Origin of the sequence: Polluticoccus soli, assembly GCF_029269745.1 — a bacterium.
GTDB lineage: Bacteria > Bacteroidota > Bacteroidia > Chitinophagales > Chitinophagaceae > Polluticoccus > Polluticoccus soli.
Map to the genome: position 1 here is coordinate 47,996 of NZ_JARJHT010000001.1, position 11,741 is coordinate 59,736.

At 45.3% G+C, this 11,741-nt stretch carries 17 protein-coding genes and 1 tRNA gene; 11 read left to right on the top strand and 7 right to left on the bottom strand.

Features of this window, described 5'->3' with window-relative positions:
• The first annotated feature begins 70 nt into the window (after positions 1–70).
• Positions 71–143, top strand: a tRNA-Gly gene (locus P2W83_RS00290).
• A gap of 8 nt (positions 144–151) precedes the next feature.
• Here the strand turns inward: P2W83_RS00290 and P2W83_RS00295 are convergent.
• Together P2W83_RS00295 and P2W83_RS00300 are read right to left on the bottom strand one after the other, a co-directional pair.
• Positions 152–406: a hypothetical protein gene (locus P2W83_RS00295; protein WP_276131671.1), complete on the bottom strand. Its 255-nt coding sequence runs from the start codon at positions 404–406 to the stop codon at positions 152–154.
• Between the two features lie 25 nt (positions 407–431).
• Positions 432–662: a hypothetical protein gene (locus P2W83_RS00300; RefSeq protein WP_276131672.1), complete on the bottom strand. Its 231-nt coding sequence runs from the start codon at positions 660–662 to the stop codon at positions 432–434.
• Positions 663–761: 99 nt separating this feature from the next.
• Between P2W83_RS00300 and P2W83_RS00305 the strand changes: the two genes are divergently transcribed.
• The gene (locus P2W83_RS00305) at positions 762–938 is read left to right on the top strand and encodes a hypothetical protein (protein WP_276131673.1); all 177 of its coding nucleotides are present in this window, start codon (positions 762–764) and stop codon (positions 936–938) included.
• 74 nt (positions 939–1,012) lie between these two features.
• Here P2W83_RS00305 and P2W83_RS00310 read toward each other — a convergent pair whose 3' ends face one another.
• Positions 1,013–1,387: an HPF/RaiA family ribosome-associated protein gene (locus P2W83_RS00310; RefSeq protein WP_276131674.1), complete on the bottom strand. Its 375-nt coding sequence runs from the start codon at positions 1,385–1,387 to the stop codon at positions 1,013–1,015.
• A 191-nt stretch (positions 1,388–1,578) separates the two neighbouring features.
• Complete coding sequence (locus P2W83_RS00315) at positions 1,579–2,262, bottom strand: DUF4397 domain-containing protein (RefSeq protein ID WP_276131675.1); 684 nt, start codon at positions 2,260–2,262, stop codon at positions 1,579–1,581.
• Between the two features lie 172 nt (positions 2,263–2,434).
• Here P2W83_RS00315 and P2W83_RS00320 point away from each other — a divergent pair, with 172 nt between their 5' ends.
• On the top strand, positions 2,435–3,358 hold the full coding sequence (locus tag P2W83_RS00320; protein ID WP_276131676.1) for a hypothetical protein: 924 nt from the start codon (positions 2,435–2,437) through the stop codon (positions 3,356–3,358).
• 216 nt (positions 3,359–3,574) lie between these two features.
• Positions 3,575–4,888, top strand: coding sequence for a BON domain-containing protein (locus P2W83_RS00325; protein WP_276131677.1), 1,314 nt, complete (start codon positions 3,575–3,577; stop codon positions 4,886–4,888).
• Between the two features lie 66 nt (positions 4,889–4,954).
• On the opposite strand, the gene P2W83_RS00330 is transcribed toward P2W83_RS00325, so the two are convergent.
• Positions 4,955–5,398, bottom strand: a complete 444-nt coding sequence (locus P2W83_RS00330; RefSeq protein WP_276131678.1) for a response regulator — start codon at positions 5,396–5,398, stop codon at positions 4,955–4,957.
• A gap of 96 nt (positions 5,399–5,494) precedes the next feature.
• The gene (locus P2W83_RS00335) at positions 5,495–5,725 is read right to left on the bottom strand and encodes a hypothetical protein (RefSeq protein ID WP_276131679.1); all 231 of its coding nucleotides are present in this window, start codon (positions 5,723–5,725) and stop codon (positions 5,495–5,497) included.
• A 127-nt stretch (positions 5,726–5,852) separates the two neighbouring features.
• On the opposite strand from P2W83_RS00335, the gene P2W83_RS00340 reads away from it, so the two are divergent.
• From P2W83_RS00340 to P2W83_RS00365, 6 genes are read left to right on the top strand one after another with little or no spacing between them, the layout of a single operon-like run.
• On the top strand, positions 5,853–6,572 hold the full coding sequence (locus P2W83_RS00340; protein ID WP_276131680.1) for an FkbM family methyltransferase: 720 nt from the start codon (positions 5,853–5,855) through the stop codon (positions 6,570–6,572).
• A gap of 11 nt (positions 6,573–6,583) precedes the next feature.
• Positions 6,584–8,674, top strand: coding sequence for an ATP-binding protein (locus P2W83_RS00345; RefSeq protein WP_276131681.1), 2,091 nt, complete (start codon positions 6,584–6,586; stop codon positions 8,672–8,674).
• 41 nt (positions 8,675–8,715) lie between these two features.
• A complete protein-coding gene (locus tag P2W83_RS00350; protein WP_276131682.1) occupies positions 8,716–8,931 on the top strand; it encodes a hypothetical protein in 216 nt (71 codons plus the stop codon).
• A gap of 47 nt (positions 8,932–8,978) precedes the next feature.
• Complete coding sequence (locus P2W83_RS00355; RefSeq protein WP_276131683.1) at positions 8,979–9,596, top strand: YdeI/OmpD-associated family protein; 618 nt, start codon at positions 8,979–8,981, stop codon at positions 9,594–9,596.
• Between the two features lie 18 nt (positions 9,597–9,614).
• Positions 9,615–10,337, top strand: a complete 723-nt coding sequence (gene mtgA, locus P2W83_RS00360; RefSeq protein ID WP_276131684.1) for a monofunctional biosynthetic peptidoglycan transglycosylase — start codon at positions 9,615–9,617, stop codon at positions 10,335–10,337.
• Between the two features lie 59 nt (positions 10,338–10,396).
• Positions 10,397–10,645: a hypothetical protein gene (locus P2W83_RS00365; protein ID WP_276131685.1), complete on the top strand. Its 249-nt coding sequence runs from the start codon at positions 10,397–10,399 to the stop codon at positions 10,643–10,645.
• Between the two features lie 20 nt (positions 10,646–10,665).
• Here the strand turns inward: P2W83_RS00365 and P2W83_RS00370 are convergent, their stop codons facing one another.
• Positions 10,666–10,809, bottom strand: a complete 144-nt coding sequence (locus P2W83_RS00370; protein WP_276131686.1) for a hypothetical protein — start codon at positions 10,807–10,809, stop codon at positions 10,666–10,668.
• A 49-nt stretch (positions 10,810–10,858) separates the two neighbouring features.
• Between P2W83_RS00370 and P2W83_RS00375 the strand changes: the two genes are divergently transcribed.
• On the top strand, positions 10,859–11,740 hold the full coding sequence (locus P2W83_RS00375; RefSeq protein ID WP_276131687.1) for an OmpA family protein: 882 nt from the start codon (positions 10,859–10,861) through the stop codon (positions 11,738–11,740).
• Position 11,741: the final 1 nt, after the last annotated feature.

The window sequence follows — 11,741 nt, forward strand, 5'->3', positions numbered from 1 at the left end:
AAAATCTATGCCATAGCGCTTATAGCCGCTTGCATCAAAATCCAGTATTTAGTAGCTTAGAAACAGAAAAGCGGAAGTAGCTCAGTTGGTAGAGCATCACTTTCCCAAAGTGAGGGTCGCGGGTTCGAGTCCCGTTTTCCGCTCGTTACAATTATTCGTTGGTAAGATTTGAAGTAGATTGTTTTTCGTCTATCACTTCTTTGATCGCCTGGCAGATCTCGTAGTTCTGGTGGCGTGTAAAATATTCCAGGGAAGCCTCCAGTTCCTCTATGCTCCTATCGCGAAATGTTTTCTTGACTTCCTCTTTAGGTGCATGCCGCAGAAGAATATCTGTATTAGCCTGTAGCTCTGTCAGACTATCCCTTAAGGCCTTAAGACTTTTCAGAAAATCATCCATCTCGCTCATAACCCAAAGTTAGCGATATAGCGGCTTAGCGTCGAAATTTCCTTGCCATTTCTTTTATCTCATCCTCAAGCGGCTTGAGCTTTTCAGGCAACTGTACAGGTATCCATTCGTCCTCCATGAGCTCCAACTTAAACGGCTGAACATCATGATTCAAAACTGTCACTTCAAATTCGGTGATCTTTGGAGTCTTAGCCTCGAACTTAATAGCCGCCGGTCCATGCTCAGTTTCTGTAGTGTAGAAGAAAGTATACGCCATACTTCACGGGATCGTTTTGTTTAAGGAGGCGCAAAGGTACGGGAAAACATTGTATTTATTTGAATTATCTTCCTTAAATTTGCAAAAATTTTAACCACCATGAGAGAGATTTATACCTATTCTGAAAGGTTAGTGGAAATGGAAAAAGAGGCAGAACAGAAAAATTTCTTTGCGCATACTGACCCTGCACAGTTTGATAGCTACAATGCGCGCGCCTGGTCATCCAAGGAGATTCCCCACGAAGTAGAAGAAGAGAAGTTGCTCGAGGTATACTAAAAGCTTGAGTCAAAGAAGCATTTTACTGAGTAAAAAAGCCCCTTTCCAGGGGCTAAGATCTTAGGCTGCAATTCCTAATCTACGTCATCAATATCTAATGGTGCATTTTCATCCGTAAACGCGTCAGGAGAAACACTTCTGTCTGGCTGTCTCCTCTCATTCGAACGGGCTTTGCTACGTTCCATCACACGTTCGAGCGTATCCACTGTTTCTACAACTGCACGCTCATATGTATCGCCGCTTTTTTTAACAAAATGATCCTTGCCCGGCACTTCCAGCCTGATCTCACAATGAAAACTGGCCGGGTCGCTTGCTGGGCCCGAATACAAAGTGACATCTGCCCTCACAATATTACTGGCGTGAGTTTCAAGCTTGCTCACCTTCTCTCGTATAAAATTTTCCAGCTTACTGCTGGCCTTAAATCCCGGTGATTCTATAATGATGTCCATACGATCGTCGTTTATAAAACAGACACTATTATCGTACCAGCCTACGGCTGCTGCAGAACGAGCTTTGTGAGATTATGTTAAAAACCTGTATTGAAGAGAAGCCCAACAGCTGCGACAATTCAAAATCGATAGTTGTAAACGAAAAAGCCGGTTGAAATACACCGGCTTTCCATTCTCATTCGATAAATATCTTACTGATTATTAACCAGTGTGAGTGTAAGAGCTGCACTACCCGACCCCGCCACTGTTCCGGTTATCATTAGTGTGTATATTTTACCTGCATCTAACTGTTGTCCCGACAGTGTACGGCTCGACGGTACGTTGGCTGGGTCCTGAACGATGATCTGGTAACTGCCGGCTGCCACTTGTCTGAAAGGCGTGGCTTGCTTGAACATAACATTGGAATCCAGTTTAGTTTGTCCCACATACACAGACTCACTTAGATTATCAGGGCTGAGGTTGACAAACCGGATCTTAGCATTCCCGGTCGGGGGCGCGGTAAGGTCATCCGTTATCGCTATAGCAGATGGGCTTGTAACGGTACCGGTTGCAAATACACTATATGCATTATTAGCCACAAGATCGTTATTGACGCTAGCCAACGGTAGGTTGGAGTCTTCGATCACAAAGCCGTGTTTTACATTAGTCCCTGGTGTTACGTTGATGTACGCCGAACTTGCCAGGTAGGTAAGACTATTCACATTCTGAAGAGCGACGTCATTCACCTGTACCCGCAAAGCGCCGGTACTAATACAAGCATTGGTATACTTCACCTTAGCCATGTTGGATGGCGTTGGCGTATTATCATCGTCATTTCCATTATTACAAGCAGCCGCAAAAACTGCGGTGAACCCAAGTAGTAGCAACTTCTTCATCCTTGTGTTTGTTTAGAAGATGGAATTGCAAAGACCTTGCCACTCGCAGCAACACATTACAACAACCTAGCAATTAAATATTTTAAAATTTAAAAAAACTTGCTCCTGAGCACACAAAAGGCTTGAATTAGTAGCAACTATTATTTAATATTACTATCAAATCACTTGTAGTATGAAACGCGCACACCTGGCTTTAGGCTTACTATTTCTTTCCACCGCTGCTTTTGCACAGTCTAAGAGGATCTACACCGACGAAGGTTTTGACACGAAAAAAGTAGAAAAACTTTATTCTGCCGAAAGCCCCGGTAAACAATTTTGCGCCAGGATGGCTGCGCTATATAAAGTAAGCGACTCTGGGCACATTACGCAAAACGATTATAACCGCTTCCTTATGGACTTTGATAACATGGTGAAGAATATGGCAGCAGGCAATGTAACAATACCTGCAAAGCTGGTGTCAATGTCTAATATCCTCAACGAGATCAATGACGTAGCATACAACATTGATGGTCACCGCGACGCTATCTATCACCTCGCAGCGCCTATATATAAATCGGTTACCGAAAATTGGGGAGATGAAGTGATCAACACTGCGATAGCCACTTCTTACTTTAACCTTAGGGAATATGTAGTGTCAATGGCTAATGATACCAAGCTGACCAAAGCGTTGGCAGTTATCGACCGTAACCCTGTAGGATTTGGCGAACATGCACCTTCATGCGATTATGCCGTGTCCATCAATCCAACTACCTCAAAAGACAAGATCGATATCTACTTTTCAAACGTTGGTTTGTTCTACAAGGCAACAAAGAAATATCCGGCAGATGGCTTGCTGGCAGGTCCCATCATTGGTTGGGAAGGCTACAAGGATGAAAGCGAAAGCATCATGAATATCCTGAAAACATATTCTGACATGAACAACAATACTGCTTACCACATCCAGCCTGAAGAAAACAAAACTGGTAAATCGGCTGTTATCAAACATCCTTTGAACAGTGATTCAAAATGGTTCGTGTGGGTATTCCGCAATAATAAATTGTACTACTCTTACATGGCTGAACCTTGCGGTGACAGGGCGCGCTGCCGTGTCAATTAAGAGTTTCAGCTTATATTCGAAGTGCGCCTCCCGGCGCACTTTTTTTTTGCTTAACGATTATTTCATGCCAGTTTGCGACAGTTGTGTGAAGCGGCTGGCTGAATGTGTAAGCACTTCCCCATCGCAATTGCGGTTCACTGCTATACCGCAGGGTATAATTTTATTGCAGCCAAAGCAAAATCATTTTATACTCATTTCTTAAAAACATCCATTGCTATGGCAGACAACAATCTCATGCAAGGTGGCTCAAGCAGCCATTCCTCCAATTCAGACTGGGATGAAAATCAAAACCGCTATCGCCGCGAACGCGAAAGCGGCAAGCAGCAGCGTACCAACTATGGCCAAAACCAGGGAGCCAATCGTGAGTCTGACTTTGATCAAAATCAGGGCAACCGAGGCAATTGGGGCAATACTGGTTCGGGCTACGGTCAAAGCTCGCAAAGCAGTTACAACACCGGCAACTTTAGCAGCAGCAACCAGGGATGGGGACAACAGGACTACGAAAACCGTGGTTCGGGGCAGTCTGACTATGGAAACCAGGATTATGGCGCCCAGGGATACGACCGACGCCTCCGTGGCGGGTCAACAAACTACGAACAATCGAGCTATGGCAACGAAGGTTACGGCAATCAAAACTGGGGTGAACAAGGTTATGAAAGAGACTATAACCGCGGCTTCGGCGACCAGGGATACCGCAATGAGCGTCGCAGGTCGTCTAACTTTGGTTCACAGTCAGGTTACGGCGATATGTACAATCCAACGTCAGGTGGCTATGGCAGCGACTATAATCGTAACTGGCAACGTCGCAGCGGCAATTTAGGTAGCGCCAACTCTGGTTATGGCAGCGACTACGAACGCGGTGAATATGGCCGCTGGAACCCTGGCTACGGCTACAATAGCCCGTATTATGATACTCACTCCGAGCAAGGCTGGGGAGACCAGTCTCAACGCGCTTCGTTTGGTCGTCGCGGACGCTATGGAAATGAGGGCTACATGGGTTCTGACCCTAACCGAAGAAGAGATATAGATTACAACCGCGACAGGGGCTATGATCGTGACCGTAATTGGTGGGACCGCGCTTCTGATGAAGTATCTTCCTGGTTTGGAGACGAAGAGGCAGAACGCCGTCGTCGCATGGACAAGGAACATGATCATCGCGGACGTGGGCCTCGCGGTTACCAGCGTTCTGATGAAAGGATCAAAGAAGACATAAATGACAGGTTAAGCGATGACTCTTACGTTGACGCAACAGAAGTCAACGTTGAAGTAACACGCGGAGAAGTTGTATTATCTGGCACGGTAGACAACCGTATGGCCAAGCGCCGTGCTGAAGACCTGGCGGAATCTATTTCTGGTGTGCATAACGTTGAGAACCGTTTGCGGGTTACCGACCATTCGAGCTATGGCGATAGCATGAGGAACACTGGCTCTTCTTCGGCAGCCAGCAGCACAACTCCCGGCTCTGCGTCAACCGGATCAACATCAAGCAATACCAACACTTCAGCTACAGACAGAAGCAAAAGGTCTTGATCTTCATTATAGCATAAAAAGAAAACCCCGGTTAATTCCGGGGTTTTCTTTTTATGTTTTTAGACGTTACGCCATTGCTGGCAACTCTACTGTATCGAACCAATAATTCACAAACGAACTGATCTTTTCAAGTGTCAGCCTGTCGTTGGCCGGCTTCTGAATAAACGAATTCGCGCCCAGTTCATATGCCGCTGCTACATCTTGCGGGTAAGCAGTTCCGCTCACCATCACTACCGGTATCTTTTTGTATACCGGATGCGCTTTCAGCTCACGCAAGACGTCGAGCCCACCATGAAGCGGCACATTTTTATCCAGCAATATCAGATCGGGAAAGGCAAAATGCTTGCCCGATCCGCAGTCTGTAAGGTACTGCATCACCTGGTGTCCATTTACAAGAAATACAAGATCAATGCTGTGTTCGTTTGAAGACAATGTTGACTCTGTTATATGCCTGTCGTCTGCATCGTCTTCTAGCATCAGGATAGTATATGTGCGGGATTTTTCTTCCATGTTGTGACCGTCTAGTGGGTGTAAACAAATTTAACCACCTGCATGCAGATAGCACTGATATTTATTATAACTATAAACAATGACCTGAGAACTAAATCAGAAGCTGTTTTCCCGGCCCTTGATCTGGTCCTTTGTCTGGCCTGTTTGCAGTTCGATTGCCAGTCGGTCGGCTTTTTCTCTTGCTTCATCGTCAGATGATGCTTCGATTATAGCCCAGATCGTTTGTCCTGTTTTTTCTTCGTGAAAAGTTTCCTTGGCAGGTAGCTCCTGCTCAGTGGGATGTATTGACCTGATCTCTTTGTTTTCAAACTCTATCCTGTACTTCATAAGGATGTTTTACCGATAGGCCACCAAAACAATACCAGCATAAATTATCGCAGCTTCATATGTATATATCCTTAAGTTTTAAAAAAAAGAAAATATTAATACCTTAGCCCTCCTATAGAGGGCGTGTATGAAAAAGGCATTGAAACAGATCGTTAAGAAGATACCGATAGCGTTTACAAAAAATCAGCAGTACGATAAGTTAACTAATAAGATCATTAAGAAGGTCTGCAAGCCCGACACTAATTGCATTGACGTAGGCGCGCATAAAGGTGAAGTGTTGGACATCATACTGAAGTATTCGCCAAATGGCACTCACTATGCCTTTGAGCCAATACCGGACATGTACGAAAAGCTGAAAGAGAAATATAATAGTAGAGCCGGCTGCAACATAATGGATATCGCCGTCAGTGACAGGAAAGGCACTTCTACTTTCAACTATGTTGTGTCAAATCCTTCATACAGCGGGCTTATTAAGCGCAAGTACGATCGCCCGAATGAGACCGACACCACGATAGAGGTAAAGACAGACAGGCTGGACGATGTATTGCCTGCCGACTACAAGCCCGGACTAATGAAGATAGATGTAGAAGGAGGTGAAATGCTGGTATTGCTTGGAGCAAAAGAAACCATCACCAGGCATAAACCGATCATCATATTTGAACACGGCCTTGGAGCGTCAGACTTTTACGGTTCAACACCGGACAAGTTGTTTGAACTGCTGCATGGCTACGGAATGAAAATATCAACATTAAAAAACTGGTTAGCAGAGAAACCTTCTTTATCACAAAGGGAATTTGGAGAGCTTTATAAACACAATACAGAATACTACTTTATCGCTCATCCGTAACTTAAAAACTCTTGCTGATCGGCCGTAGCTTAATACTCTTACTCAGCGCAACGATATTGGTTTGCTTTACTTCCTGTAAAGAGCAGGCGAGATATGAGGATAAGCAACCCTCAAAAACATCGGCTGCCTACCTCGAGCAGGCAGTACAGATCGGCGATTCTGGTTTTCACCGACGAGCGCTGCACTACCTAGACTCAGCCTACTCCACCGAGAACAAAATATCTCCTGTTGATAAATACTATTACTACGCTTTCTTTTTCAATACCTATAATCACAGGTTGAAGGAACTGGATAAGGCTACGCGATATGCTGATAGCATGCTGCTGATAGCTGAACAGAACGAAAAGGAATACGGTAAAATGCTGGCTGAGGCCAACTACGCTAAAGGTGACGTGCACTTATCGCGGGGAGAGTACAGTGAAGCTTATGGTCGAATTTACAAGGCCAAAACATTAGTGAGGAACAACCTTGATTCCTGTGGTCTGAGCGACTACAGCTACCGTCTTGGAATGATCCTGTACAAACAGAAACGCTATGCGGAAGCAGGCGAACAATTCAAACAGGCTTTTTATGAATCCGATAAATGCCCTGATGTTTTTCTTTACTTCTATCGCCGGCAAGAGCTGTTGGATAACGTTGGACTTTGCTACACCAAAACCGGCGACTATGACTCTGCCCTGCATTATTTCAACAAAACGATCGCGTTTGTCGAGGAACAGAAAATAAAATACCCCGAACGCAACCCCGCAGTTTATGGTACTGCCAAGGCAGTGGTGTATGGGAACATGGCAGACGCCTATGTTAGCCAGGGCAACGACAGCATGGCAGAGGCACTGTATAAACGAAGTATCGATACTAATACCCTATTGCTGCATGACAATGTGGATGCCCAAAGAACTCGCCTGAAACTTGCCGCTCTTCAATTAAGCGATAACGAGATGGACAAGGCCGGTGGTTTGCTTCAGCAAGTAAAAACAATTTCTGACACACTGCACGACAATGCCGTGACGCTACGTTGGTACGACCTTATGTGGCAATACCACCAAAAGAAAGGAGAACCTGCCGTTGCATTCAACTTTCTTCTAAAGCACAAACACATCGACGATTCTATCAACAGTGTTACTCGTGAATTCGTAGAAACGGACATAAACGAACGTTTCAAAAACATGGACAAGCAGTTTGAACTGGAGATCCTGAAGAAAAATAATGAACTGAAGCAGAACTATATCATTCTTATGATAGTTGGTGCTGTGCTGTCAATTATCATCCTTGGTCTTATTTACGTTAACTGGAGAAAATCAAAAAAGAACGTTGAAAAACTTACAGAGCTCAACGACCAGATAAATGCCCAGAACCAGCACCTGGAAAAACTCTTGAAAGAACTGGAACAAAGTAATAAAGAGAAAGACCGCATCCTGCGCGTAGTCGCACACGATATCAGGAATCCAATATCCGCTATACTTGCACTGACTCAGTTCTTGCTGACAGAACATGAGAACTACACCCCCGATCAAAAGGAACTGTTGGAGCTGATCAACGAAGCATGCTCCAATGCTATGACTTTAACGAAGGACATTCTTGAAGCAGCTACCCCAGAACAAACCGGACCACTCGAAAAAGAATGGGTTGATATAAACGCTTTACTCGCTAATAGCATCAATCTTTTACGTTTCAAGGCCGATGAAAAAAAACAAACGATCGATCTTGCCCTGCCGGAGGCCCCGATCTCTTTATACATCAACAAAGAGAAGATCTGGAGAGTGATCAATAACCTTGTGATCAATGCTGTTAAATTCAGCAATACAGGCGCTAAGATCATAGTAACAGCTGAGAGGGATAAAGACAACCTTCGTATATCGGTAAAGGATTCCGGCATAGGCATTCCTGACAATATGAAGAACAAAGTTTTCGACATGTTCACAGACGCGAAACGATATGGCACCGCAGGCGAAAAATCGTTTGGCTTGGGCCTCTCTATTTGCCGACAGATAATTCAGGACCACGGCGGCTCAATTACGTTCGAAAGCCAGGAGAACAAAGGAACAACTTTCGCTGTTATCCTTCCAATCGATAGCATTGCGGTATCTAGCCGACACATATAAGCAAACACAGCCACTGGCGCTAACTTTACTATATTTGAGCCATGAGAGTTTGGATAGTTCTGCTGGCTGTTATAATAATGAGCTCCTGCCGTAAAGGACCATTTATTTGCTACTGTACTGAAAACACGGTTCAAAATGGAACACAGGTCTATCGCCTTACCGAAACCGATTACCAGGAAGCAAAGGCAAAATGTGAAGGTTACCAATGGACCTTGAACCACAATGCATATAACTACAGTTGCATAGTTGATAATTAATAATTGCCTCCGCTTCGCACTTCATACATTTTAACGATAACAGTGAAATGGCGCATACTGATAAACGAATAGACGCTTACATCGCAAAGTCTGCAGACTTTGCCAAGCCGGTATTGGAGCACTTGAGAGCTTTAGTGCATAAGGCTTGTCCAGAGATAACAGAAACAGTAAAATGGGGAATGCCTCACTTCGAATACAAGGGAATCGTTTGCAGCATGGCTTCTTTTAAACAGCACTGCGTTTTCGGTTTTTGGAAGGCTTCAATCATGGACGATCCACACGGTATACTGGAGAAAGTTGGCAAAACGTCTATGGGTAGTTTGGGATCGATCACCAGCAAAAAAGACCTGCCCGCTGATAAGATCATCATCTCGTACATCAAGGCTGCAGTAAAGCTGAACGAAGAAGGTATCAATATTGAAAAAGCCAAGCCAACTACTTCTCCCAAAGACCTGCAAATTCATGAAGACTTTAAAAAAGCGCTGGCAAAAAACAAAGAAGCCCGTAAAACCTACGATGTCTTCAGCCATACGAATAAGAAAGACTACGTGGACTGGGTAAACGAGGCCAAGACGGATGCAACCCGTGATAAACGCATCGCCACTGCTATCGAGTGGATGGCTGAAGGAAAGATCCGTAACTGGAAATACGTAAAGGCAAAATAATTCAAGTTCAATTCTGCTATGACAGCTGCACGCAAACAACAGCCCGGTTTTATTGTTCGCTTCTTAAAAGCCGTTTTATACATATTCCTTGCATCGCTCGTATACCTGGTGGTCTGCAGGTTTATTTTTCCGCCTGTCACCATTACCCAGGTCAGCGCATTGGTCTCTGGATATGGACTCAAAAGAGACTACGTAAGCTGGGATGAAATTTCCCCAAACATCAAGCTTGCTGCCATAGCCAGCGAAGACCAGCTATTTCCTGACCACGGAGGTTTTGACTGGAAAGCTATTGACAAAAGCCTGAACGGTGATCAGCGTCGCCGCAAACGCAAGCGCGCCAAAGGCGCAGCGGCTAGTACTATCAGCCAGCAAACTGCTAAGAACGTGTTCCTTTGGCAGGGAAGCGGGATATGGCGCTACATCCGTAAGGCACCCGAAGTAGTTTATACCAAAGGCATCGAGCTGGCCTGGGGTAAAAAACGCATCCTGGAGGTATACCTGAATGTCGTTGAAATGGGACCTGGCATTTTTGGTGTGGAGGCCGCTTCGAGGGCATATTTTAATAAATCTGCCAAAAACCTCACAAGAGCCGAGGCAGCCATGATCATCGCAAGCCTGCCCAACCCTAAAAAGTATACGGTGAAACCCATGAGCCGCTGGGTAAGATGGCGCCACAACGGGATCATGCGCCAGATGAGTAACTTGGACGGAGACCCGGATGTAGCAGCACTCATCAGGTAGCGGGCATAATATTTATGAGGCTGATCTATAATAATTCATGAACTGCAAAAACCGATAACATGAACAAATCGAAACAGATCGCCTTTTGCCTGGCACTGGGCCTGGTGACCGCCTCTTGTGGAAACGATACGGAGGATGGAAGCAGCACGCCTATTGACACAACAAATGTGCACGGCACGGCGCCTGCCACCTATTCTCCCGAAGATCCGGCCCACCCTAATGCACCCGTTTATGAAGGAAACCTGGACACCGGACTTCAGTCAAATACTATGTCTGCCGAAGACAGCGCGAAAATGCGTAAGAAATAGGTTAAAATTTGAAAAGGCGCCTACCTGTGGCGTCTTTTCAGCTTTAACTGGCGCTCCCAATACATACCTTTGAGCCAGCCGAGGATGAGGAATGTGGTCATGGTGCTACCCATCAATCCGATAATACCCCATAAAAAAACATCGAGGTTTGTTGTGTGTTCCATGGTAAAAGGTTTAACTTATAAAATAAACAATCGTACCAGCTTACTATACATGAGTTTGATCTATAGATATATTGCATTCTTTTTGTTGGTGTTCACGCCACCAGCAGTATTTGCACAGAAATCTAATGACACGCTCAATATTTTCTTTGATCTTGATAATCCGGCACTTACACAAAAAGCCACTACCAGCATTGATCAGTGGTTGTACAACGATCGCATCACACCGCAGCAAAATATCCTCATAGTTGGGTATGCAGATTACCTCGGTACTGACAAATACAACGACAACCTTTCCAGGAACAGGGCTTCTAACACGCAGGACTACCTGGTGAAAATGGGCATTGATACATCTCACATTAAACTGTTGGTGGGCAGAGGCGAGGTGAAACGCAATATTGAACAAACCGACGGATACCCCACCGACAGGCGAGTAGATATTGTTTTGCTGAGCGACAGCATCCCTCCACACCCCACACCACCACCACCGGCAAAAAAAACTGTATCGCCAAAGCCTGCTGCTCCCCTGACGTCGACAGAATTGAAACTCACGACTCTTAAACCGGGGGAAACCTTTCCGCTGGAGAATATCTACTTCTACACCAACCGTCATGTTGTGGTCAAGGAGTCCATACCGGAACTCGACAAACTGTACCAGGCACTTGCGAACAACCCCACCGTCAGGATACAAGTGGAAGGGCACGTGTGCTGTGTGAAAAAGGACCAGGACGCGCTCGACGAGGATACGCTTGAACAAGCCCTTTCTGTAAATCGCGCCAAACATATCTGTGAGTACCTCGTGAGGCGAGGCATAACACCCGACAGGCTGGAGTACCGCGGATTTGGAAAATCTCGCCCCCTTGTTGAAAACGAAGTGACGGAAGAAGATGCCGCCAAAAACCGCCGGGTAGAGATCCGCCTGCTGTCCAACTAAC

Excerpts from the sequence above, each read along its gene's own strand:
- P2W83_RS00365 (WP_276131685.1), top strand. The coding sequence starts at position 10,397 with ATGAACAAATCGAAACAGATCGCCTTTTGCCTGGCACTGGGCCTGGTG.
- P2W83_RS00350 (WP_276131682.1), top strand. The coding sequence starts at position 8,716 with ATGAGAGTTTGGATAGTTCTGCTGGCTGTTATAATAATGAGCTCCTGC.
- P2W83_RS00295 (WP_276131671.1), bottom strand. The coding sequence starts at position 406 with ATGAGCGAGATGGATGATTTTCTGAAAAGTCTTAAGGCCTTAAGGGAT.
- P2W83_RS00340 (WP_276131680.1), top strand. The coding sequence starts at position 5,853 with ATGAAAAAGGCATTGAAACAGATCGTTAAGAAGATACCGATAGCGTTT.
- P2W83_RS00315 (WP_276131675.1), bottom strand. The coding sequence starts at position 2,262 with ATGAAGAAGTTGCTACTACTTGGGTTCACCGCAGTTTTTGCGGCTGCT.
- P2W83_RS00320 (WP_276131676.1), top strand. The coding sequence starts at position 2,435 with ATGAAACGCGCACACCTGGCTTTAGGCTTACTATTTCTTTCCACCGCT.
- P2W83_RS00300 (WP_276131672.1), bottom strand. The coding sequence starts at position 662 with ATGGCGTATACTTTCTTCTACACTACAGAAACTGAGCATGGACCGGCG.
- P2W83_RS00325 (WP_276131677.1), top strand. The coding sequence starts at position 3,575 with ATGGCAGACAACAATCTCATGCAAGGTGGCTCAAGCAGCCATTCCTCC.
- P2W83_RS00335 (WP_276131679.1), bottom strand. The coding sequence starts at position 5,725 with ATGAAGTACAGGATAGAGTTTGAAAACAAAGAGATCAGGTCAATACAT.
- mtgA (WP_276131684.1), top strand. The coding sequence starts at position 9,615 with ATGACAGCTGCACGCAAACAACAGCCCGGTTTTATTGTTCGCTTCTTA.
- P2W83_RS00305 (WP_276131673.1), top strand. The coding sequence starts at position 762 with ATGAGAGAGATTTATACCTATTCTGAAAGGTTAGTGGAAATGGAAAAA.
- P2W83_RS00375 (WP_276131687.1), top strand. The coding sequence starts at position 10,859 with ATGAGTTTGATCTATAGATATATTGCATTCTTTTTGTTGGTGTTCACG.
- P2W83_RS00355 (WP_276131683.1), top strand. The coding sequence starts at position 8,979 with ATGGCGCATACTGATAAACGAATAGACGCTTACATCGCAAAGTCTGCA.
- P2W83_RS00310 (WP_276131674.1), bottom strand. The coding sequence starts at position 1,387 with ATGGACATCATTATAGAATCACCGGGATTTAAGGCCAGCAGTAAGCTG.
- P2W83_RS00370 (WP_276131686.1), bottom strand. The coding sequence starts at position 10,809 with ATGGAACACACAACAAACCTCGATGTTTTTTTATGGGGTATTATCGGA.
- P2W83_RS00330 (WP_276131678.1), bottom strand. The coding sequence starts at position 5,398 with ATGGAAGAAAAATCCCGCACATATACTATCCTGATGCTAGAAGACGAT.